Origin of the sequence: Methylophaga sulfidovorans, assembly GCF_900114205.1 — a bacterium.
In the GTDB taxonomy this organism is placed as follows: Bacteria; Pseudomonadota; Gammaproteobacteria; order Nitrosococcales; family Methylophagaceae; genus Methylophaga; species Methylophaga sulfidovorans.
The window spans coordinates 249,350-271,047 of sequence record NZ_FOSH01000001.1 but is presented as its reverse complement, the minus strand read 5'-3'; the positions used below and the strand labels follow the sequence as shown (position 1 = coordinate 271,047).

Annotated in this window: 23 protein-coding genes; 19 read left to right on the top strand and 4 right to left on the bottom strand. The window is 40.2% G+C overall.

Translation table 11 applies throughout. The annotated features are described in order from the left end of the window. Positions 1-332: IS1595 family transposase (locus tag BM232_RS01350; RefSeq protein ID WP_143092243.1), on the top strand; the 332-nt coding region annotated here is incomplete at its 5' end. Between the two features lie 139 nt (positions 333-471). Here BM232_RS01350 and BM232_RS01345 read toward each other — a convergent pair. After that, positions 472-876 carry a hypothetical protein gene (locus BM232_RS01345; protein WP_091711385.1) on the bottom strand — a complete coding sequence of 135 codons (405 nt, stop codon included), beginning with the start codon at positions 874-876 and terminating at the stop codon, positions 472-474. A 291-nt stretch (positions 877-1,167) separates the two neighbouring features. On the opposite strand from BM232_RS01345, the gene BM232_RS01340 reads away from it, so the two are divergent. After that, the gene (locus tag BM232_RS01340; protein ID WP_143092242.1) at positions 1,168-1,596 is read left to right on the top strand and encodes a hypothetical protein; all 429 of its coding nucleotides are present in this window, start codon (positions 1,168-1,170) and stop codon (positions 1,594-1,596) included. Between the two features lie 78 nt (positions 1,597-1,674). Beyond that, positions 1,675-2,043: a hypothetical protein gene (locus BM232_RS01335; protein ID WP_143092241.1), complete on the top strand. Its 369-nt coding sequence runs from the start codon at positions 1,675-1,677 to the stop codon at positions 2,041-2,043. 138 nt (positions 2,044-2,181) lie between these two features. Here BM232_RS01335 and BM232_RS01330 read toward each other — a convergent pair whose 3' ends face one another. The 3 genes from BM232_RS01330 to BM232_RS01320 all read right to left on the bottom strand — a co-directional run bounded on the left by BM232_RS01330 (position 2,182) and on the right by BM232_RS01320 (position 6,514). After that, complete coding sequence (locus BM232_RS01330) at positions 2,182-3,195, bottom strand: zinc-dependent alcohol dehydrogenase family protein (protein WP_091711382.1); 1,014 nt, start codon at positions 3,193-3,195, stop codon at positions 2,182-2,184. A 420-nt stretch (positions 3,196-3,615) separates the two neighbouring features. Next, positions 3,616-4,431 (bottom strand): CbbQ/NirQ/NorQ/GpvN family protein, encoded by an 816-nt coding sequence (locus BM232_RS01325; protein WP_091711381.1) that lies wholly within the window; start codon positions 4,429-4,431, stop codon positions 3,616-3,618. Between the two features lie 4 nt (positions 4,432-4,435). After that, the gene (locus BM232_RS01320; RefSeq protein WP_091711380.1) at positions 4,436-6,514 is read right to left on the bottom strand and encodes a nitric oxide reductase activation protein NorD; all 2,079 of its coding nucleotides are present in this window, start codon (positions 6,512-6,514) and stop codon (positions 4,436-4,438) included. 300 nt (positions 6,515-6,814) lie between these two features. Between BM232_RS01320 and BM232_RS01315 the strand changes: the two genes are divergently transcribed. From BM232_RS01315 to BM232_RS01240, 16 genes are all read left to right on the top strand, one after another. After that, positions 6,815-7,993, top strand: coding sequence for a fatty acid desaturase (locus tag BM232_RS01315; RefSeq protein ID WP_218153271.1), 1,179 nt, complete (start codon positions 6,815-6,817; stop codon positions 7,991-7,993). A gap of 67 nt (positions 7,994-8,060) precedes the next feature. Then, complete coding sequence (locus tag BM232_RS01310; RefSeq protein ID WP_091711379.1) at positions 8,061-8,423, top strand: group I truncated hemoglobin; 363 nt, start codon at positions 8,061-8,063, stop codon at positions 8,421-8,423. A 21-nt stretch (positions 8,424-8,444) separates the two neighbouring features. Further along, complete coding sequence (locus tag BM232_RS15250) at positions 8,445-8,624, top strand: (4Fe-4S)-binding protein (RefSeq protein WP_091711378.1); 180 nt, start codon at positions 8,445-8,447, stop codon at positions 8,622-8,624. Positions 8,625-8,666: 42 nt separating this feature from the next. Then, positions 8,667-9,353 carry a glutathione S-transferase family protein gene (locus BM232_RS01300; RefSeq protein ID WP_091711377.1) on the top strand — a complete coding sequence of 229 codons (687 nt, stop codon included), beginning with the start codon at positions 8,667-8,669 and terminating at the stop codon, positions 9,351-9,353. A 42-nt stretch (positions 9,354-9,395) separates the two neighbouring features. Continuing rightward, the gene (locus tag BM232_RS01295; protein WP_091711376.1) at positions 9,396-10,487 is read left to right on the top strand and encodes a 2Fe-2S iron-sulfur cluster-binding protein; all 1,092 of its coding nucleotides are present in this window, start codon (positions 9,396-9,398) and stop codon (positions 10,485-10,487) included. Between the two features lie 19 nt (positions 10,488-10,506). Continuing rightward, positions 10,507-10,722 (top strand): hypothetical protein, encoded by a 216-nt coding sequence (locus BM232_RS01290; RefSeq protein WP_091711375.1) that lies wholly within the window; start codon positions 10,507-10,509, stop codon positions 10,720-10,722. Positions 10,723-10,790: 68 nt separating this feature from the next. After that, the gene (locus BM232_RS01285; protein ID WP_091711374.1) at positions 10,791-12,020 is read left to right on the top strand and encodes an OmpP1/FadL family transporter; all 1,230 of its coding nucleotides are present in this window, start codon (positions 10,791-10,793) and stop codon (positions 12,018-12,020) included. Positions 12,021-12,040: 20 nt separating this feature from the next. Then, entirely contained in the window at positions 12,041-12,523 is a 483-nt protein-coding gene (locus BM232_RS01280; protein ID WP_218153269.1) for a group I truncated hemoglobin, read from the top strand. 117 nt (positions 12,524-12,640) lie between these two features. Next, positions 12,641-12,916, top strand: coding sequence for a DUF4242 domain-containing protein (locus BM232_RS01275; protein ID WP_091711373.1), 276 nt, complete (start codon positions 12,641-12,643; stop codon positions 12,914-12,916). A 27-nt stretch (positions 12,917-12,943) separates the two neighbouring features. Beyond that, positions 12,944-14,002: an NAD(P)H-dependent flavin oxidoreductase gene (locus BM232_RS01270; RefSeq protein ID WP_091711372.1), complete on the top strand. Its 1,059-nt coding sequence runs from the start codon at positions 12,944-12,946 to the stop codon at positions 14,000-14,002. Between the two features lie 79 nt (positions 14,003-14,081). Then, complete coding sequence (locus tag BM232_RS01265) at positions 14,082-15,281, top strand: hypothetical protein (RefSeq protein ID WP_091711371.1); 1,200 nt, start codon at positions 14,082-14,084, stop codon at positions 15,279-15,281. Positions 15,282-15,806: 525 nt separating this feature from the next. After that, a complete protein-coding gene (locus BM232_RS01260; protein ID WP_091711370.1) occupies positions 15,807-16,853 on the top strand; it encodes an alpha/beta fold hydrolase in 1,047 nt (348 codons plus the stop codon). A 132-nt stretch (positions 16,854-16,985) separates the two neighbouring features. After that, the gene (locus BM232_RS01255; protein WP_091711369.1) at positions 16,986-18,149 is read left to right on the top strand and encodes an acyl-CoA dehydrogenase family protein; all 1,164 of its coding nucleotides are present in this window, start codon (positions 16,986-16,988) and stop codon (positions 18,147-18,149) included. Between the two features lies 1 nt (position 18,150). Then, a complete protein-coding gene (locus BM232_RS01250) occupies positions 18,151-20,106 on the top strand; it encodes a PAS domain-containing sensor histidine kinase (RefSeq protein WP_091711368.1) in 1,956 nt (651 codons plus the stop codon). A gap of 3 nt (positions 20,107-20,109) precedes the next feature. Continuing rightward, on the top strand, positions 20,110-20,742 hold the full coding sequence (locus BM232_RS01245) for a response regulator transcription factor (RefSeq protein WP_091711367.1): 633 nt from the start codon (positions 20,110-20,112) through the stop codon (positions 20,740-20,742). Positions 20,743-21,002: 260 nt separating this feature from the next. Further along, positions 21,003-21,689, top strand: a complete 687-nt coding sequence (locus BM232_RS01240; RefSeq protein ID WP_143092240.1) for a glutathione S-transferase family protein — start codon at positions 21,003-21,005, stop codon at positions 21,687-21,689. Positions 21,690-21,698 lie beyond the last annotated feature (9 nt).

The window sequence follows — 21,698 nt, the reverse complement described above, 5'->3', positions numbered from 1 at the left end:
AAGAGACAACCTTGATACCCATTATTAGACAGACGGTGAAACCTGACAGTATTGTCTATACCGATACTTGGCGCAGTTATAATGCGTTAGATGTAAGCGAATTTAAACACTATCGTATTAACCATAGTAAGCTTTTTTCCGATAAGCAAAATCATATCAATGGTATTGAGAATTTTTGGAATCAAGCTAAGCGCCACTTACGGCGATTTAACGGTATTCCAAAGGAGCATTTTCACTTGTTTTTGAAAGAGTGTGAGTGGCGATTTAATAACAGTGACCCAAAGAGTCAATTAAAACAATTAACTCAATGGGTTAAAGCGAATATGGGCTAGTTATCTGGATCAGCCCCTTTTTCTTTCTTCACAACAACGCTATAAAAAGATGACAGGATGAATAAAAAGAGCGCTTTGATTAAGCGCTCTATACTACGATTAAAATGCTTTTTTAAAGCAGTGTGAATAAAACAATCTACTACTGAATAGCAAACATAAGTAAGCTGTATGCAATCCAGGCAAAGCCAATAGTTGTAATAATAAAGCTCAGTGCAGAGAAAATTTTCCAGATAGTTTTATTCCAGAAATCGGTATCAAAAGCGGCGATGACAAAAATCGTTGGGTTGGTAAATCCGCCAATAGCGACACAAAGACAGGCGATCTTTGACAACTCAATATTGGCTCCAGTAGCTGCACCATAGAAACCTAAGCTAAATAAGGCCATGAGTGCATAGTCCACGTGAGCCCTTATCATGGTTTTGTAGTCGACTAAAAAATCGCCATCTATTCCTTCTATAGGAAACCATCTGGCAAATGTCATTAACCATGCCGATAGAATTAATGCTGCAATCATAGCAACAGCACCTATTAACAAAACATTCATTTCTCTCTCCTTAATGTTGGAGAGCATATTAAAAATGTTTATATAGTTTGGAGCAGCTGATAATTACCCCAGATTTTCGGGCATATATCCTAGCTGTTCGCGTTCTACATGGAGCGCATCGGCAATGAAGATCTTGTCCTCCAGTAAACCTGGAGTTAAAAAGTTGAAATACGTTCACCGCCTAACTGGCTCAAGCGCTATTTATAAGCAGAGATTAGAGACATCAGTTGTCGGGCATACGTAGTTTCACGTGTTGCTGAAAAGTCTTGAAGTAGATTCAATGGGGAATAGTTGAGTTATTCACTAGGAATTAAAGTGTTTGGTCTTGGACTTATAAAGCATAAAAAAAAACTAACGGAAGGTTTTTCGAGCTGTTTTTCTCCTCTGAAAGATGAGCTGGGGAATGTACCAGTAGAAATGCAGTTTGATGCGTTTACAAATGGCGCTGTTTTACAGGTTTGTGAAATCTATTTGGAAGAGCATATTATTCAAAAAAACACATCAAAAGCGTCTATTCTTGATGCTGTGTTTGAAGAGATATATCGAAGAGAATCACTGAACGTACAAGAGCGTGTACAGGCATGGAATGAAACAAGTGACGAACATTTTAAACAAGGGCAGGAACAAGCAAATAGACATGGTGATTCTTCTGGGCAACTCAAATGGTTGTCAAAATATTCACAAGAGCATTTTAAGAGAGCAAATAACTTGATGCTATAGTTTTCAACTAGCATTCAACTTCTTTGAGGCGATATGGTTATGTTAGGGCTATCAGTCGTAAAATATAAACGAGAACTTATGCAGGCATTTTCAGACTGTTTTCTACCTGTTAAAGATTCGCTTGGTAATGTGCCCGTTTTAATGCAGAAAAGTAAATTTATTACTGCTTCAATATTGGGAGTTTGCCGAGGTTATAGTGAAAGCCGGGTACGGGATGAATCAGATTTTGATCTCATCGTCGATGCGGTATTTGAAGAAATCTTCAGGCGAGAATCTGTAGAAGTACAAACAAGAACAGAGTCCTGGTTGCAAAGCAGTGACGATGAGTTCATGTTTTTTTATTTTCAAGCTAAATACCGAACGAAAGATAGTGCGGATTTAAAATGGCTGCAAAAGACCGTGCTTGATTATTTCGAACCTGCCCATACAGTTGTTTTTCCTCTCTGATAGCAGCAATGCTGCCAGCATCAGTAAAAGCACGTTCCCATATTCATCAGCTGAGTAGTTGATTTGTCTGGTATTTGTTCTATGAGATAAGGCCCTCGTAATGGTGAGGGCCTTATCTGAACTGAAATAGTGTAAAAACTACCACTCAACGCAGATTTTACCAAAATGTGAACCATTCACCTGAAACTCAAAAGCCTCAGCAAGCTGTTGGTATTTAAATACTTTATCAATTACCGGGCGCAAATCATTCATTTCCAGCGCTTTGACATAGTCTTGTTGCTGGCTGCGATTACCGACGAGTAGGCCTTGTAGGCAAATCTGTTTCATCATCAGTAAACCAGTTGGAATTTTCCCTTCGAGTCCCGTCATAACGCCAATTAGAGAAATATGACCACCAACGGCAGCCGCTTTTATGGATTGTTCTAATGTGCCTGGTCCGCCCAGCTCAATGATGTGATCAGCGCCCTGATTATCAGTTATGGCAGCGACTTCACGTGCCCACTGTGGGTATTCTTTGTAATTAATTGTGGCATCAGCACCCAGCGCTTTAGCTTTTTCGAGCTTTTCATCGGATGATGAGGTAACAATTACTTTAGCACCGAAAAGTTTGCCAATTTGTAATGCGGCAATGGAGACACCGCCGGTACCTAAGGTCAGGATTGTATCGCCGGCTTTTAGCTTGCCATCAACCACAAGCGCTCGCCAAGCTGTCACTCCAGCCGTGGTGATAGTTGCTGCCTCAGTATGCGACCATCCCTTAGGCGCATGCGTAAATGCCTCAGCAGGTCGGGTGACCACTTCTGCCGCAAATCCATCAGCGCCGTCTCCAGGTGTCTGCTGGAAGCTGCCAGCAGATTGAATGACATCACCTGCCAACCATTGAGGAAAGAAGGTAGAGACAACATGATCTCCTATTTTAAACTCTGTGACTCCTTCACCTACACTTTCTACGATACCGGCGCCATCTGAAAGCAATATACGACCATTCTCCGTCTTGAGTTGTCCAGCAGCTACTAGATAGTCGTGGTAGTTCAATGAACTGGCAAGAATACGAACTGTGATTTCGCCTTTCTGCGGACGCGTGGGTTCATTCGTATCATCAATGAAAATATTATCTAAGCCGCCAGGTTGATTTACCTTGATTGTGAGCATAACTGAATCTCCATAAGACTATAAGTTTGACGTTGAAATGTTACAGAAAGCCGGTTTGGTATCCAATAACTAACTTCAGTACGATGTTTAATTACTCAATAAGTTATGAACCATCTGTTTATTTAGATTTGATATATCTTTTCTATAAAGAGTAGGGTTTTTAGCAAAAATCAAGCTGACAGTTTATTTGACCGCCATCATAAGCTCTTGGAATCGTGGAGAAAATGATAACTGCACTCATAGCCTCCACCGTTTATGATTGGCCTAAATATTGATGAAAAGTCAGGCTACAGTAGGTTTAACCTTTAGATTTGTAACAATCTATAGTTTCAAACACGCATAGAAAAGAATGCTTATTTAGCAATATACGCGGTATCTAGTTGCGTTAAAAAAGACCAATTCCGCTTCAGCTATCATGCTCTAGAAGACGGTATCGATCATTTCGTGTAACAGTTTTTTGGTTTCTTCATCATCAGTAATGGCATTAGCTACGCCGCATTTGCAGGCTAAATTAGCTTCAAAGCCGCGCGAGATGAGCTTAGCCGTGTGAACCAACAAACGAGTACTGGCACCTTCTTCAAGACCATTACCGACTAAGTTTCGTGTCATATGGGCTAACTTAACTAGGTGCTCACATTGTTGCATAGATAATTTCGATTCTTGATGAACAATGGCCGCTTCAATATTTTCAGCAGGATAACTAAAATCGATAGAGATGAAACGTTGCCTGGTACTTGGTTTCAGATCTTTAACAGCGCTCTGGTAGCCCGGGTTATATGACATGGTTAGACAAAAGTCAGGCGAAGCTGGTAGAAGTTCACCTAATTTTTCCAACGGCAAAATTCGTCTATCGTCACAGAGTGGATGAATAACCACGGTTGTATCTTTACGAGCCTCGACAATTTCGTCCAAATAGCAGATGCAGCCATTTCTCACTGCGGTTGTCAGTGGACCATCCTGCCAGACAGTACTGTTATCTTTGATCAAGTACCGACCTACCAAATCAGAAGTACTGAGATCATCATGACAAGATACTGTGATCAAAGGTCTTTTGTGATACCAGCTCATATATTCCATAAACCGTGTTTTGCCGCAACCAGTCGGACCTTTCAGCAAGACGGGAATATTTTCAGCTAAAGCACTGTTAAAAATGTCGACTTCATTGGCCGATGGCTCGTAATAAGGCTCATCGTGGATGAAATATTCTGCATTGTTGATAATGTGTTGTTTATTCATAGTTTTATGTTGTGAGTTGTTTATAAATTGTTGAAATCTGAACCGGAAGCATTGATATGTCGGAAATCAGTTTGTAGCGGTTTTTACCTAGCATATATGGCAAATAATCCATCGCTTCCTGATCAAACGTTAAAACGAAAGGATTGAGATAGAGCGCTTTTGCCTCATTGAATGCGCGGCGGGTATCTTCCACGCCATAGTTACCGCGATAGCTGTCAATATCATCTGGTCTACCGTCAGTGAGGACGAATAGAATTTTTGTTTTGGCGTCAGCCTGACTCAATACTTTGCTCAAGTGCCTGATTGCCGCACCCATTCGGGTATATTGCTTGGCGCTTAAGTCGGTGATTCGTTGTTTGATAGTATTGCTGTAGTTTTCATCAAAGCGCTTTACTGGGTAGATATCACATTTTTCACGGCCGACGCCGGAAAAGGCATAGATGGCAAATTGATCATCAAGTTTTGATAGTGTTCGGGATAGAAGCCATGTTGATTGTTGTATGATTCTATTCTTCCAACCGGAGGTTGAACCACTGATATCAACGGCGAACATAATGGCAATACTGCGTGTATTTTTATTATTTCTGATATAGAGGCGTTGGAAGTCGTCAGCCTGCTTGATTTTGTTCGAGCTTGCTTCCACCCAGGCATCAATATCAATGTCTTCGCCGTCATCCTGATGGCGCATCAGTTTTTGATTATTAATAACCTTGTCTAGGGTCTTTTTGATTTTATATTCGGAAAAACGGGTATCAGCGATATCAAGACTTTGCTGGCTAGGATTATTCGCAGTAATGGCGATTTCTTCTACACGACACCAGTTCTGACGGTATTGTTTCAACGACGCATCCCACTCAGGATAGAGATAAACATTTTGTTTATTCTCATCACGTAGACTCTCTTGTTGCTGCTGATATTGCTTCACAGTTTCATCAAGTTGAGACCAGATATCAGTTTTGGCATCCCCGGATTGGTAAACAGGTGCCGCACTGGCATTGTGTCTTAAGGTAATGCGATCTGCCGCCTTGTCATCCTCAGTAAATGTTTCTTTGAGATCATTATTATCTAACTGAACATTCATCAAAACAGATTGGTCAGCTTCGACATCGACTTCGAATAGAGAAAATGCTCTGGCTGAGAAATCACTCATATATGGTAGTGGAGTAGGAAAGCTGACTTTTTTGTCAGACTGATCTATCAGATCCAGACTATCGAAAACGCTGGTTTGTTGGTCGGAGGAAAACATTTTTTCTGGATAACTAGGAAGATCTAGTAATTTGTGTATATGTAGAATATTCCTCCAGACACCAGGAAATGATTTTTTGAGATGATGATTAATTCTTAATGTTTCTATGATGCTGAATTGTTCAAGAAATTCATTATCCTTAGCAGAAGTAGCCTGCGATATACGTTTTTTTGCAAGGATAGTGTCGCATTGAATCTGGCCGAGCAATTGAAAAATAATAACTTTTAGCAGTAAGTAGTTATCGTCGTAATGATCAAATAGGCTAATAGATGATGGTACGAATAATTGGTTACCGTCTGTATAAGCACGTTTTATTTCTGACTCTTCGATAGTACTCAGTATTAAATCTTTTTCAGTAACAGATTTAATAAGCTTTTCAAGTCTTTCAGATACCTCTTCAAGCTGAACCGTTGATTTATCGAGTGTAGATGCAAACTTACTGTAGTTATTAATTAGTGAGCTTGCCTCATCGGAGTGCCCCTCATTGAGGGTGTGCTTTATCTTTTCCAGCCATAGGCTATGTTCTGCACGACTCATACTATTCAATGCGGGGGTGTAAGCCCGCATGAGTGCATTTGCATGTGTGACTGACAACTCAGCGACCTCTGCCAGCTCAGTCAGAAACTCCGATTGTAAAGCGTGACTCAGTGCGGCGATCTTGGTAACTGGCTCAATAATATGATTTGTATCGATACCATCAAGGATGAGCTCAATACGTATTTTGAGCTCAGTTGTGCTCATACCACCACAAGAACCTGTTTGCCGGGACTCCAGCGACAGTTTATTTGAATCTCTTGGTGGTCGTAACCATGGCCTGACCAATGAACGCAATCCCATCGCTTACCCCACAATATTAATGTTTGACAGTTTAAAGCTGTATACCGTTGTGACGTGACTCGTATTTGTACTTAGAACCAACTGAGACACTAACCTGAAAATAGCGTTAAGTCGGGCGACTAAGTGAGCTTATTAATCTAGGTGTACTAACTGCTTTTCATAGTTAGTAGGGATATATACGTATTTAAATATCGAATATAGGGTAATAGAGTTGCTGACAGTTGGATACAAATCTACCGCTTATTTAGTGGTTGACCAACATTAATAGACTAAGTCATTTAGGAGCTGGAGGGAGAATATATGAAAAAAGTACTAATTAATATTCGATACTTTATGGCGCCGTTACTCATACTTGTCAGTATGATCGGTGTTCTTGTAGGTGGACAATTCGCTTGGACAGGGGTTGTTTTATTTGGCGTGGGTATTTTACTCGATACGCTAAGTATGCCAATGCACACGAAGGGTGCTGGTTTTGATGAAAATGGTGAAACAAACGGTATTCCTGGCTTACAGAATGCGGTTATGTACATCATGCTGCCTATCTTTGCGCTTTTACAAGTAGTAATGGCATGGCGCATTTACCAATATGTGAATGGTGTACCAGTTGAACCAGGTATGTTCATGGGCTTCCCAATTCAAATGGGTATGACAGGTGCTGAACTTATCGGTGCAACTATCTCAACAGGTATCTTTGCCGGAATCGGTATCATTTACGGTCATGAACTGGCTCATACTAAAGGGTTTAGTTTCGTTATCTCTAGATGGATGATGGCATTAAGTGGTTCTTCTCACTTCTGTTATGCCCATGTTTACAACCATCACTTGGAATTAGCACATCAGGATGATCCTGCTACATCTCCACGTGGTCGTAGTATTTACAGACACTTCTGGTTATCTCACATGGGGCAGTCAAAATTCCTTTACAAAATGGAAGAAGCTCGTCTGAAAAGACTGGGTAAATCATTTATTTCACTTGAAAATCGCTGGATCCGCGGTTACTTCATGAGCCTGCCTACATTTATTCTGTTCGCTTGGGCTGGTGGTCCGATCGGTGTGGCTTGCATGTTCCTTATCTGGACGATTTCTAACTTCGAACTTGAAGCTCTGAACTACATGGAACATTACGGTCTTATCCGCGAAAAAGGTCAGCCTATCGATTATCGCCATTCTTGGGATAACGACAATATGTTCACTAGCTGGTTCTTTATCGAAATCGGTCGCCAAGGTGATCACCATGACCGTGGTGAAACACACTTCTGGGAGTTAGATGAAGTTGGTTCTCCTAATCCAGGTTGGGGTTACTTCACTGAATTCTCTATGGCACTGGTTCCACCACTATGGCACTCAGTTTATAAGAAAAAACTGGCTACATGGGATAGAGATTTTGCTTCTGAAGGTGAACAGGCAATCGCAGCCCGAGTTAATGCTGAAGTGGGTTACGAAGTGAATGACACACCAAGTTCATACGCAAAAATATAGTTGATAAATCTGATTGACGGCTGGGGCTTTTGCCCCAGCCAACAGGACTAAACTTAGGAGAATAGATATGAGTGAAGAAAGTTTATATCAAAGATTAGGCGGTCATGATGGCATTACTGCTCTAGCACGCACCGTTTTCAACAATCACTGTAAGAACGAAGTAATTAAAAACCGTTATGCCAAAAGCGACCCTGAAAATGTCGTTCAAAAAGTCGGCGAGTTTATGTGTGCTGGTTTCGGTGGTAGTGAGAAATACACCGGGGAAGACATGCTAACAGCGCATACAGGAATGAACATCTCTGATGAAGAATTCAATGCCGTTGTCAATGATGTAATGAGTGCTCTCGATACACATAATGTAGCTCAGAAAGAGAAAGACGAAATTCTGGTAGCTCTCTGGTCCATGCGTCCAGAAATTGTTCATGTTTAATACTTACCTGAGGATAACGAAATGAATGTGAAATGGGATCAAGATGTATGCCAGCACGCTGGTGTATGCGTTACAGAGTATCCATCTTTATACAAAATTGAAGATGGTCAATTCGTCATCACCCTTGAGAATGCCTCAGAGGAACAGATCAGAGAAAGTGTTCAAAGATGTCCCTCCGGTGCACTGAAAATCGAAGACTAAACCACGTATAAACCCAAAACTATAAAAAATGGGAGAGAGGAAATGGCAATAGGCGATCACCTAGCAGATGTAAAAGTTTTATATGGTATAGCGGGCTGCTCGAATACAAGTAAATGTTTGTTTACAGCAGCTGAAAAAGGCATAGATATTGAAGGCAAAGCGGTAGATATCAACTCAGAAGCTGAGATGGCAGAAATTCGTGCGATTTCTCCATTTGGTACATTGCCTGTATTAAAAGATGTTGATTTCTATGTATACGGAATTGAAGCCATCCTGTCATATCTTGATGACAAAGGCTTTGGTAACTCACTGATACCTCGTAACGGTGTTGCAAGAGCACAAATGTATCAGTGGATCCACATTGCTCAGCATGTGTTTTCACCAGCGGTAAAAGCGCTTAATGAAGACGGAACTGGTGCTGCAGAAATGGAAGCTGTTAAAGGCATCCTCTCAAAACTAGAAGATCAACTTAATGCCCGTGGTAAACGTGGTGACTACATTGTTGGTGATCTGACTTTGGCTGATATTCACTGGGCCCCTTATATCCACAATTGCTGTTTATATGGGCACGAATCAGTTATTGATGCTTTACCAGGCGTGAAATCTTGGTGGTCAAATATGAAAGTGAGAAAGAGCACAAGTAAAGAAAACTATGTGGCTTATACCGTTTTGCCATCGATTGATGAGATACGCAATAACAAAATGCGTTCAGTCAGCATCAATGTCTAACAAGTCTGCATTATTTTCACTTAACTAGAAGAAGTAGCAATTATGTTTGGATTTTTCAAAAATAAAAAGCAAGACTACGAAGCGAAAATTAACTCAGTAGACACGCTGATTGTTAGAGCTGGCGATAATCTGTTGAAAGCAGCATTAGAGTCAGATATCGCATGGCCTCATGATTGCAGAGTCGGTAGTTGTGGTAAGTGTAGATGCAAGCTTGTGGACGGCAAAATCAAACCTCTTGCAGATTTTAGTTATGTTTTGGGAGGCGAGGAGCTTAATCAAGGATACATCCTCGCCTGCCAAACACAATTAAGATCAGATGTTTCAATTGAGGTTGAATTACTCAGTGATGCTGAGAAGCAAAGTCACTGGGAGGCGGATGCGTCCATTACCAAAATCAATGATCTGACACATGATATTAAAGAGATCATTGTTGAGATCAATGCGGCTGAGTTGCCTAAGGGTATCGAACTCTTCAAGGCTGGTCAGTACGCTGAACTCAAAGTACCTGAGGTTAAGGACGGTAGGAACTATTCATTTGCCTCTGCACCACAACCAGGTCAGAACGTATTCCAATTTTATATACGGAAAGTACCTGGAGGTGAATTCACTGGTTGGTTGTTTGATCAAGACTGTACTGGTGCATCACTAAAAATGTCAGGACCTTATGGTTTATTTGGTTTAAAAAATGACCCTGTTCCTATGACTTGTGTCGCTGGTGGTAGTGGAATGAGTGCCGTCATCAGTGTTCTACAGGAAGCATTAGAGTCAGGTGTAAAACGAGATGTGCGATTCCTGTTTGGTGCTAGAACGCAGGGTGATCTCTACTGTGAAGAGTTGATCCAGCAAATAGCAGCAGATTGGGAGAAACAAAATCTCGGTTCGTTTGAATTTATTCCATGTTTATCAGAAGAACCTGAAGATAGTTCATGGCAGGGAAGAAGAGGTTCCTGTGTCAATTTTATTGTAGAGAATGGGGCTGCACTTACAGGTCAAGCCTATCTTTGTGGACCCCCAGGAATGATTGATGCAGCAATAGAAGTATTTGTAAGTAATGGCATAGCGAATGATGACATCTTCTTTGATAAGTTCCTTGATAAGAGTAATACACATCCAGTCGCGAGTGCTAGAGCGTAACCCTTAGGAGAAATTAAATATGGCTTCATTTAAAGCAATTGTAGTTATGGTTTTCTGGACAGCATTAGTTGGCTACGGCTTATACAGCGTAGGTGCTCAGGATAATTTCCGTGATCCATTATGGGCGGTTGGCATTGGTTTAGCTTTGCTAATCACTCACATGGTGAATATGGCGATTTATTTCAAAGTGGCTGGAGAAAAGCCATTTCAATGGCCTGGCTCTGTTAATAGCTAATCTGAGAGCAGCCTTCAACGTTGGCCATCTATAGATGGCCAACTATAGCAAGAGACGCGGAGAGAGAAATGAATAATAAAAAATATTTAGCTATAACAATCGGAATGTTAACGTCATCTTCAGCAGCATTAGCAGGAACATTTGGTACTGATTTAAATAACAATATGCTACCAGCAACTGGCGGTATGGGTGGAGCCAGTGTTGCACGTACGGTTGAACCCGCTGCAGCTGTTTTTGGTAATCCAGCCAACTTGATTGAATACAATAAAGGCACTAGCTTCACCTTCGGGGCGACATTTTTTGATCCCCATCTGACAGCTGATCACGATGATACTACTGCGCTTAGAAATACAGGCACGCGCTGGAAAGGTACATCAAATGCTGATGATTATTTAGTCCCCACCGTCGCTATTACCCATGCCATTAATTCCAAGGCTGTCATAGGGCTCGGACTTACAGCGCAATCTGGCGTCGGTTCAGATTTCAGGGAAACATCAAATAGTTTGAATCCAACTGGCGAGCTGCTTGTATTTAACGCCAATGTTGGCCTTGGATATCAAGTCACTGATAATTTATCACTGGGTGCAACAGCTACGATTGGTAATGGTTATTTTCAAGCCAGTCTTTCTGATGCCACAGGTTCTGCACATGGTTATGGTGTTAGAGGTACTGTAGGTGCGAAATATGATATCGGAGCTACGAGTTTGGGTGCCTATTACAAAACTCCGCTTAATATTGAGTATAAGGATTATATTGACCGTGGTGATGGTACTTTCTGGAGTGACGATGTAGAACAGCCACAGGAATTTGCTGTAGGTGTGGCTAATAATAGTTTTATGGGTGGTAATTTGCAACTTAACGCCGATATTATCTATAAAGACTGGTCAAGCGCTAGATTCTATAAAGATTTCTATCGAGACCAAACCGTGTTTGCCCTGGGTGCTCAGTTGACGACTGGTGATGCACAATGGCGTATCGGTTACAGCCATGCAAGAGATCCTATTAAACGTAATCTTCCTGTTAATGAGGTCATTGGTATTGGTGGGAACACTAAAATAAAAAGTGCAATTGGACCTGTTCCTGTTACCGGTGGGATAGTTGAATACTTTCAGGCTACTAATGCTGGCGCTATCTGGGAAGACACTGTCACGGCTGGCTTTGGCTATCAATTGACCACTGCATTAAAAGTCGATTTACATGCGGCATATACATTGAAAGAAAACCAGCAAATAGGTTCAACGAAAGTCGAAGCTAGTGCTTGGCAGGCAGGTGCTGGTCTCACATGGCACTTCGAATAAATCACATAGGACATGTAGAAATGAAATTAAAACTTAAAACATTACTAGCAAGCGCCATTGTGATTACTCCGATGTTATTTGGGGCCGTACAAGCGAATGATGAAGCTGATGAAAGTCTGTTTGAACGTTTAGGCGGACCAGAAAAAGTGAGAGTGATTGTAGAGGATACATACCACAATCATGTGACTAATCCGATCATTAAAGACAGATTTGTAGATAGTGATCATGAAGTGATTAAACAAAAGGTATATGAAATTTTTGCTGCGGCTACAGGTGCAGAAAATGTTGAATATACTGGTAGAAGTATGGATGCAACTCACAGGGCAATGAATATCAATGAAATGGAATTCAATGCCGTTGTTGATGATGTCATGGCTGCTCTTGATAAAAATGGTGTAGGTCAGCAAGAAAAGAATGAAGTATTAGCTATTCTATGGTCTGTACGTGGTGATATTGTTAATCCGAATATTACGACAAAAGCACTTACTTCAGCAGATAGGTAGCCCTGAATAAATAAGGGAATGTAAATGCCCCAGGAAACTGGGGCATTTATTTTGAGGCTCTAGAAATTGAGCTTGAAGTCTGAGCCATTCATTAACGTAATTATGTAGAGGTTGACAATGCCTAAATTTATTATCGAGAGAGAAATTCCCGGTGCAGGTGATCTAACCAAAGAAGATCTGACAGGTATCTCTCAAAAGTCTTGTTCAATTCTGAAAGAAATGGGACCACAGATTCAGTGGGTTCAAAGTTATGTTACAGATAACAAGATTTACTGTGTTTATAACGCGCCTGATGAAAAAACGATAATGGAACATGCAAAAGCGGGTGGTTTCCCTGCAAATCAGATAACACAAGTGAAAAACATTATTGATCCAACAACTGCAGAGTCATAGTAACCGCTTACTCAAAAGATAGTGAAAATGCTATTTACAGACCTATTAAATATTGATTTTCCTATTGTGCAGGCCCCGTTGGTTGGAGGCTATAGCAGTCCTGAAATGGTTGCTACAGTCTCTAATCTCGGCTGTTTGGGAACATTAGCTCTTGGTAACTCAAGCCCTGAGCAGATTGAGGCGCAATGTCTTGCAACACAGGCCTTAACTGATAAGCCTTTTGCAGCTAATTTCTTTGTTATCCAAAACCAAAGTTCTCCTGGCGATTCAGAAAAAGTGAAGGCACTACAGGCTTTAGATGCTTATTACACTGAGCTGGGTATAGATCCATCATGTCTTTATCAGGAAAAATTATCTAAAAGACCTGATATTCATGAACAAATTGAAGCAGTTATGGCCTTCAATGTGCCGATAATTACTTTTACGTTTGGAATTCCTTCAATAGATATTCTGAAAAAACTCAGAGAGAAAAGTACTTTTCTGATGGCGACAGCCACAACTATCGACGAAGCAAAGATGATCCAGGATATTGGCTTCGATGCCGTTGTGCTTCAGGGGATTGAAGCGGGTGGTCACCGAGCTTCTTTTCTGTCTGAAGGGAATAAAGGGCCTGATACCTCATTACTTTTGCAACAGATGAAAGGATCGATTTCCATTCCTAAAATTGTGACTGGTGGGATAATGAATGGACAACAGATCTCAAACTATATCAAGCAAGGTGCTGATGCTTGCCAACTGGGAACGGCATATTTGTTTACCCATGAAGCCAAACTTAACGAAGATTATATTGCGGCAATACAGAAAAGCCCAATTGATACTTGTCTCACCAAGACCTTTACTGGCAAATATGCACGGGTTGTTCGGAATAAATTTACACAAGAGATGGAAAATAAAACGGCGATGGATTTTCCTTATCAATCTCAATTAACATCAGTTATTCAGAGGAAAGCTGCTGAACTTAAAAAGTTTGAATATATGCCATTTTGGACAGGTAGTTCAGATGTTCGGGGGTATAAACAGTCAACGGAATCACTCACCAGACAGTTGATAAGTGATCTCCAACTTTCACTTAGCAGAAAAAACTAAACACATCTTATTGTTGCAGTTTTAATCAGACATTTCTTAATGTTTCATCTCATCTATGTCATAGCCAAGAGAATAAAAAATGACAGATCTAATAATCCATAAGAATGAAAAATATATTGAAGAGGATCTCGCCTATTATTTTTCTGATCAACGTGATGTCAATAATCAAATACGGCCTAATCAAAATATTTATAGTCTTACGCCTGACTCACAACACTTTGATCTTGACTTTAATGATGGAAAAATAGGCAATCTATTTTTCCCATTCGCACCATATTCTATTGACCGAATATACATCGGTATCAGTTTCCCATTATTTTCAAATAATTGGGGAACAGCATTCCTCAGACATTTGATGACACGTGTTAAACCAGAAGGAAGTGTTATTTTACCTGTCTATCCTGAGATGCAGGCAGGAGAGAAAAATTTTTGGTCACGTAGCTTTTTGGAAAATAACTTCCTTAGTAGAAGTCGCTGGAAAGGAATAAGTAATATTTGGGCAGAAAATGATGGTGTTATGTCACTTCGCATTGGCAGAAAATTTCCTGTCGAAACCAAAAGCATATTAGCCTTTTTTTTCGAGGAAGCTGGAAATAAAGTTCTACGACTTTCTATATCATCGAATTCTGCTCCTACTCAGACTATTGACCAAATACTTTTCAATCTAGGACAGCGTTATTGGAAGGCTGCTAATGAATATGCCATAACAGAACGAGTCATTTATGATTACTTTGGTATGAAAAGGCCAGTGAGTTTATGCGAAATAGACAATCATAACGGGCTTATCGCATTGGAGAGCTTGCTCAGTAACTATATCAATGTAAGCAAAGCTGTCAGCTTGATAACAAAGGATCCAGAAAAGAGCTTTAATGAGCCAGAAGAGTTAACAAACCGATACCACTCAGAAACAAATACTAGGTTTGTTCCTGTTACGAGTACCGCTGAAGACGCACTAAATGTTGCTCCAAGTTACGATATTGTCTGTATATTTAATATTGAATCTAGCCAAATAATTCCAAACAGAATAAATGAACTAATAGCACTAGCTTTAGACAAGCTCTCACCAGGTGGGATCGTGATCGTTTATGAAGAGCAAGGTCTTTCAAGCGAGATAACCCAAGTATTGGATGCGTATGAGAGAGTAACTTATTACTCTTCATATGTAGCGTCGAAGCTGAACGCTAACGAGGCTATTTCACATTATTGTTCATCTATTGAGGAAGAACTTGTCACTGAGAACTCAGGTAGGCAAAAAGCATTCAGAGTTATACAAAGATAATACTATTCATTCTGATTTCATCAGGTATTAGTATTCGCCAGTTCCTTCCCTAACTATGAGATTTACTGTCATTTTAGTTAAATGCTGAGTGGTGATGGCAAATAGTTTACAGTAATAATTCTTATCAAAACTTAGTCTAAGCAGGGATTGCTTAGGGAAGGTGGTGGTGACTTTGAGTAATCTTATATTAGTTTGGTATATATACGTATTCTAATTTCTAATTAGAGTTGTTAACTTATATCTAAATGATAATTTTCAGCTTACCGCTACCATGAGTGACATCTTCTCTCGTCAATGCCCCCTTCTGGTAGTGGTTTTTTTTGCCAAATATTTTTGCCATATAGATATTAAGTTATATATAAGTATAGTTATATAGTATATGTATGTTTGATTGGCAAAGTCCTTCTCTACAATTCCATACAAAAGCAAGCCGATGTCTAAGGGCTGATACTACGTATAAATACGAAATGTAAATTATGCCATTCAGCGTTTAACTATAAGTTAACAATCAATAGGTGGGTAAACATGAGTGCCAATACATACTACAGTGCAGAACAGCATGGTGATTTTGAAGTATATGATTTAGGGGATTTTGTATTAGAAGGTGGGGCAACACTTCGAAATGCCGAGCTAGCATACACTACGTATGGAGAACTGAATGAACAGGGTGATAATGCGATTTTATTCCCCGTCATGTTCTCAGGAACACATGCTGCCATGGCTCCATATGTTGGAGAAGGCTTGGCACTGGATCCTAGCCAGTACTTTATCGTTATTCCAAACCAGCTGGGGGGAGGTTTATCTACTTCACCACATAACTATTACGGCCCTTATCACGCAAGACATTTCCCAGAATTATCAATAGGGGATGACGTCAGAGCTCAACATCAATTGCTGGAGTCTTTAGGGGTTAAACAACTCCAAATGGTTACAGGATGGTCAATGGGCGCACAGCAAACTTATGAGTGGGCTGTACGATACCCAGACATGGTAAAGAGAGCTGCACCAATCGGTGGAACAGCAAAAACGACATCGCATTGTTCATTGTTTGTTGATGTTTTTTGTGAAGCTTTAAAGTCCGATCCTGCCTGGAGTAAAGGTGACTACGACTCGTCTTCTGAAGTGCAGGAAGGTCTGCGTCGAATGGGTCATGTCTTTGCCATGATGGGCGTAAGTCGAGAGTTTTATAACCAAAACGTATGGCAAGAGTTTGGCTTTTCTTCTTATGAAGATTTCCTGACAGGTTTATGGGAAAACTGGTTCCTGCCGATGGATCCGAATAATCTGCTGTGCATGGCTAAGAAATGGCGTCAAGGGGATGTGAGCAGGCATTTTGATGGTAATTTAACTCAAGCATTAGCTTCGATTACCGCGAAGGTTTCTGTTGTTTCTTTTGAGAAAGATATGTTCATTACTGCTGCAGACTGTAAGCTGGAACAACAAATGATTTCTGGGAGTGAATTAATTTCAATTCCCTCTTTATGGGGGCATTTTACTATGCTGGGGGTTAATCCAGATGACTTTAAGTTAATAGATAACACATTGAAAAAAATACTGGCTCAAGCAGTATAGGTTTCCACTGGCTGTGATGTTTCATGTGTTATTAATATTCGTGATATTTTCAATAGTGTCACAATAGTGAATAAACCGTCGTAAACTCATTATAGGGATTGCCACTTTTTGAGTGGACATGGGGTTAAGTATATGTATTCAGATACAACCAGAATTTTAGAAATGGTTGAAGACGTTAGTAGCACAGTTATTGCCAAAAATACCAGTGATACAGACAAGTTTGCCAGGTGGCCTGAACAAGGAATTAGAGCATTACAAGCTGCAGGACTAGGAGGGTTGACTGTCCCAATAGAATATGGGGGCTTAGGCTTCGGCACAGAGACCTTAGCAAAGGTCTGCGAAACAATAGGTCGACATTGTGCCTCTACATCCATTTGCTTTGGAATGCATTGTGTAGGGAGTGCAGTCATTGCCTCAAAGGTGACTGATTTTCAGCAGGATAACTATCTCACGCCCATATGTGAGGGCAAGCACATTACCTCTTTGTCATTGAGTGAGTTAGGGTCGGGTTCCCACTTTTATCTGCCTCAAACAAAAATGGTGAATACAGGAGATGGCAACTATATTGTTGAAGGGGAAAAGTCATTTGCAACCAATGGCGGTAGAGCAGATTCTTACGTTGTTTCGGCGGTAGTAAATGAGCCTGGTCAGGCGATAGGAAAGTTTAATTGTGTCATTATACCAGGCGATAGTGATGGACTTGACTGGGGACCTAACTGGGCAGGCTTAGGATTAAGAGGAAATAGTTCGCGTAACCTATCATTGAATAAAGTTAAGGTTTCTGAAAACCAGATACTGGGTAATGAAGGCGATCAAATCTGGTATATTTTTAATGTCATTACACCTTATTTCCTGACAGCTATTGCTGGAGCTTATTTGGGATTAGCTCGGGCGGCAATCGATGAAGTGAAAGCGCATATTACTAATAGAAAATACTCATTTAATGGTAAAACTTTAGCATCTTCATCCGTTATTCAGCACCAAATGGGTACAATGTGGGCAAAGTATGCTCGGGTTCGAGCACTTTTATATTGGGCAACACAATGTTATGACAAAGGGATAGCTGATAACCAGCTGGACTTATTCTCTGCTAAGGCAGAAATTGCGGAAACGGTGATCGAAATAGTGAATGATGGTATGACATTCTGTGGAGGAACTGCGTATCGAGAAGAGTCTAACTTATATAGGATGCTGAGAGACGCGCGGGCTGCCCATATTATGTCACCTACTACAGATATGCTACGAATATGGGTTGGTAGATCCATTCTGGATCAGCCACTACTAACAGATACTTAATATGAGCAGTCGAATTTCGTTATTCCTTGATGATGGTTATGGAGACTTGCTGGATTACTTAAATGTAAATTTAAGTGCCGGCGTATTTTTAGAAAAAATAGACTCACCGGATGGACTTTATCATTGCCTGGAAAATAAGTTCGGTGTCCCAGATATACTTGTTTTGGGTTTAAATGTTCAGGAACCCATCAGAATCGCCGAGCATACGCTTGTCCTTCACAAGGGGATAAAGGTCATTATTTTTTGTAATGAAAGTCAAAGAGATGCCATAAAAAAGGCCATTCTTTTCTCACCCTTTCTAAGTTCCGATGTGAGCACTTATAACTTTCAGAAAGCCGAGGACTTCTTGGAGCTGCTCCAGGAAGAGGTTAACGCTATTGAGAAGCAGCGGAAATATGAAACAACTATAGCCGAGGTTGAGAGAGAGCGGATGGCAAGTATGACAAGCCAGCCGCTGATAGCCAGCTATTTGGATAAGTTATTAGATAGGATTCCAATAGGTGTCTTGAATCTAGATTCAAAAGGAAAAATATTAAATCTAAATGCAAGTGCTCAGAACTTGCTTGAGTTCAGCGAGCGTGAGCTTGTAAGTACCTATATCTGCGATGTTTTTCTGCCCGACTATGTTGATGACGTCAAAAGATTGATCAACTCCGTATTAAGTGCAGAGCATACCAACTACAGCGGAAATCAAACAGTCGCTTCCACTGGACCTAATGGAAATCGATATTTTGATATGACAGTTTCCTTATTGGCAAAGTCAACTTCAGAGCCAATATTAACGGTCATATTACAAGAGGTGACTTTCAAGGTCCAAGAAGAAAAGAAAAGGCAGAAAATTGAACGAGCTCTCCATCAAAGTGAACAGCAATTACGATTGGTTATTAATGCCATCCCGGAGTTAATTGCTTATGTAGATAACAATCTCTGTTATCAATTCAATAACAAGGCATTTGAGAAATGGTTTGGTCTATCCCGAGAAGCTATCTGTGGCCGGAAAGTATGGGAAGTCATTGGAGAACAGTCGTACAAAATAGTAGAAAAATATGTCAATAAGGTCATGGCTGGCAATATTGTCACCTTCGAGGAAAGAATTAGTTACCCTAGTATGGGTGTAATTTTTATTCGAAGCACTTATGTACCAAATTTCTCTGAGTCAGGAGAAGTAACAGGTTTTGTTGTATTAACAGCAGATATTACTAAATCGAAAAGTGATGAAGAGCTTGAAAAGAAACATCTTCTTGAGTCAGCACATACATCAAGGATGGTCACAATTGGTGAAATGAGCTCACAGCTTGCACATGAGTTATCACAACCACTTACTTCGATCGAGGCATACAGTCGCGCATGTATCACCTTGATTGAACAAGATAAGACAACAAAAGAAGAAGTACTCTCAGCATTGGAAAATGTTTCAGCCCAAGCTATCAGGGCACAACAAATCATGCATGAGCTGAGAAACTTTGTTAAAAAAGATGATTCCAGAAAAAGTATCAGCGTAAATGGCCTGATTGAATCGGCTATTAATTTAATGCGGTTCGAATTTCAGGAGCAAGATCCTGAAGTAGAATTACATCTCACTGATAATCTACCTCAGGTATTTGCTGATCGTATTTTGATTGAACAAATACTTATCAATTTAATTAAGAATGCAATCGAGGCAATGAGAGAGCTTGATACCGATAAGCGCCGATTAATCATTGAGTCGAATTCTGATAATCAGGAAGTCTGGGTTTCTGTTCAGGATAGTGGGCCTGGTTTGACAGATTATGAAATTAATAAAATTTTTGAACCCTTCTATACAACAAAGCCTGAAGGTATGGGGATGGGGCTTGCAATAACACGTTCGATTATCTACACACATGGCGGGAGATTGCTGGTGGAGCAGAATGAGTATGGTGGAACGACATTTAAATTCACTCTTCCTGTAGAAGATATCGAATTTTTAGAGGACTAAAAAATGAAACAGGTATACATAGTTGATGATGATGATGCGGTTAGAGGATCGTTATCTATGTTATTACGCTCAGAAGATTTTGATGTTATTGCGTACGGTGATCCCATAATATTTATGTCTGAGGTAGAAGAAACAGAGTGTGGATGTATCGTTCTGGACTTATGTATGCCAAATATGTCTGGCATGGAGGTCATGGAAGAGATGCATAAGCGTGATATCAAGATCCCGGTAATTTGTATCACAGGGCATGGTGATATTCCAACGGCAGTCAAAGCGTTGAAAAGTGGTGCTTATGACTTTCTGGAAAAGCCTTTTGACTCTACCAAGCTCATAGGGATTATAAAAGACTGTATTGCTGACCGGATGGATAAACGCCGGCAGGAGCTGTTTGAGTCTAATGCCAAAGAGGCTGTAAATAGTCTTACACCACGAGAGCATCAGGTTTTGAGAGGAATGGTGGACGGATATAGAAATAAGCAGATTGCCTTTGATATGGACATCAGCATTCGAACTGTTGAGTTACATCGCGTTCATGTGATGGAGAAGCTTGGTGCAAACTCATTATCTGATGTTTTGAAAATAGCTATTGCATCCGGGTTCGACTATGTCGACTTATCTATCATGAAAGATACATAAATCTTTCAAGGTCTTTTTACTTTCTCTAGGTAAATCAGATCTGTTTATTGTGGGAGCGACGAGTTGATTGTTGCTCTTTTTTTTGCAAAAAATTCCCTAAAGATGATCTTTTTTTCAATATTTCGCCATTAATCAAGCTTATATATGAATAAGTACGTACATAACTTTACTCTGGAAATGGTTATTATTTTTACAAACGAATAATCAAGTTATCACTTCCATTAGTGAATTAAAGCCACATAGAGCGATGGTTATTCCGTTTGATTATAAAAACTATTTATAGAGGTGGAATGATGGGCTTATTTAGTAGAAAGAAAGATAAGGGTAGTAATAATCTGGAATTACTTGGTCTGAAAGGACAAGTCTCAACAATGAAATGTCTACTTATGGCAGGCATTAGAGATGTTCCATTAAAAACGACGCTTGCTTCATCAGAAGTAGCAGTTGATCAAGTTAATAGCTATCAGTATCTGGAAACATCTGACAAGGTACCTAATTTAACTCAAGGTGATTTTAGTGTCTCTGGTGTTCGGGCGATCCTGACTTATATTGATGTCAAAGGTAAGGGAGTTTCACTTATTCCCAAAAAAGCAAGAAACCTTGGCTTACAAAATTACTGGATAGATGTTTGTTATCAAACGTTTGGACCAGCCACTCAGGCTTTCATTAATAATTCTATGACAGAAAAAGACACCGCTACTTTAAGTGATGTATTAAAAAGTTTAGAAAAAATTCTGGCAGAAAATGAATTTATAGTAGGCCAGCTCAGCTTTGCTGATCCACATGTTGCTGCTTATATATATGTACTACGTGTTGGTGGATACGATCTGACTGATTATCCAAATATTGGTAAATGGATATCACGGCTGGAAGGAAAAATGTCCGGTTCTTTGAATATTGAGGGTTTCCAGGCAGATATGCAATCTGGTGCCAGTCAAGTAGCGTAATTATCTAAC

Excerpts from the sequence above, each read along its gene's own strand:
- BM232_RS01295 (WP_091711376.1), top strand. The coding sequence starts at position 9,396 with ATGTTTGGATTTTTCAAAAATAAAAAGCAAGACTACGAAGCGAAAATT.
- BM232_RS15250 (WP_091711378.1), top strand. The coding sequence starts at position 8,445 with ATGAATGTGAAATGGGATCAAGATGTATGCCAGCACGCTGGTGTATGC.
- BM232_RS01250 (WP_091711368.1), top strand. The coding sequence starts at position 18,151 with ATGAGCAGTCGAATTTCGTTATTCCTTGATGATGGTTATGGAGACTTG.
- BM232_RS01270 (WP_091711372.1), top strand. The coding sequence starts at position 12,944 with ATGCTATTTACAGACCTATTAAATATTGATTTTCCTATTGTGCAGGCC.
- BM232_RS01255 (WP_091711369.1), top strand. The coding sequence starts at position 16,986 with ATGTATTCAGATACAACCAGAATTTTAGAAATGGTTGAAGACGTTAGT.
- BM232_RS01325 (WP_091711381.1), bottom strand. The coding sequence starts at position 4,431 with ATGAATAAACAACACATTATCAACAATGCAGAATATTTCATCCACGAT.
- BM232_RS01330 (WP_091711382.1), bottom strand. The coding sequence starts at position 3,195 with ATGCTCACAATCAAGGTAAATCAACCTGGCGGCTTAGATAATATTTTC.
- BM232_RS01335 (WP_143092241.1), top strand. The coding sequence starts at position 1,675 with ATGCAGGCATTTTCAGACTGTTTTCTACCTGTTAAAGATTCGCTTGGT.
- BM232_RS01290 (WP_091711375.1), top strand. The coding sequence starts at position 10,507 with ATGGCTTCATTTAAAGCAATTGTAGTTATGGTTTTCTGGACAGCATTA.
- BM232_RS01320 (WP_091711380.1), bottom strand. The coding sequence starts at position 6,514 with ATGGGATTGCGTTCATTGGTCAGGCCATGGTTACGACCACCAAGAGAT.
- BM232_RS01265 (WP_091711371.1), top strand. The coding sequence starts at position 14,082 with ATGACAGATCTAATAATCCATAAGAATGAAAAATATATTGAAGAGGAT.
- BM232_RS01300 (WP_091711377.1), top strand. The coding sequence starts at position 8,667 with ATGGCAATAGGCGATCACCTAGCAGATGTAAAAGTTTTATATGGTATA.
- BM232_RS01310 (WP_091711379.1), top strand. The coding sequence starts at position 8,061 with ATGAGTGAAGAAAGTTTATATCAAAGATTAGGCGGTCATGATGGCATT.
- BM232_RS01345 (WP_091711385.1), bottom strand. The coding sequence starts at position 876 with ATGAATGTTTTGTTAATAGGTGCTGTTGCTATGATTGCAGCATTAATT.
- BM232_RS01275 (WP_091711373.1), top strand. The coding sequence starts at position 12,641 with ATGCCTAAATTTATTATCGAGAGAGAAATTCCCGGTGCAGGTGATCTA.
- BM232_RS01260 (WP_091711370.1), top strand. The coding sequence starts at position 15,807 with ATGAGTGCCAATACATACTACAGTGCAGAACAGCATGGTGATTTTGAA.
- BM232_RS01245 (WP_091711367.1), top strand. The coding sequence starts at position 20,110 with ATGAAACAGGTATACATAGTTGATGATGATGATGCGGTTAGAGGATCG.
- BM232_RS01280 (WP_218153269.1), top strand. The coding sequence starts at position 12,041 with ATGAAATTAAAACTTAAAACATTACTAGCAAGCGCCATTGTGATTACT.
- BM232_RS01285 (WP_091711374.1), top strand. The coding sequence starts at position 10,791 with ATGAATAATAAAAAATATTTAGCTATAACAATCGGAATGTTAACGTCA.
- BM232_RS01315 (WP_218153271.1), top strand. The coding sequence starts at position 6,815 with ATGAAAAAAGTACTAATTAATATTCGATACTTTATGGCGCCGTTACTC.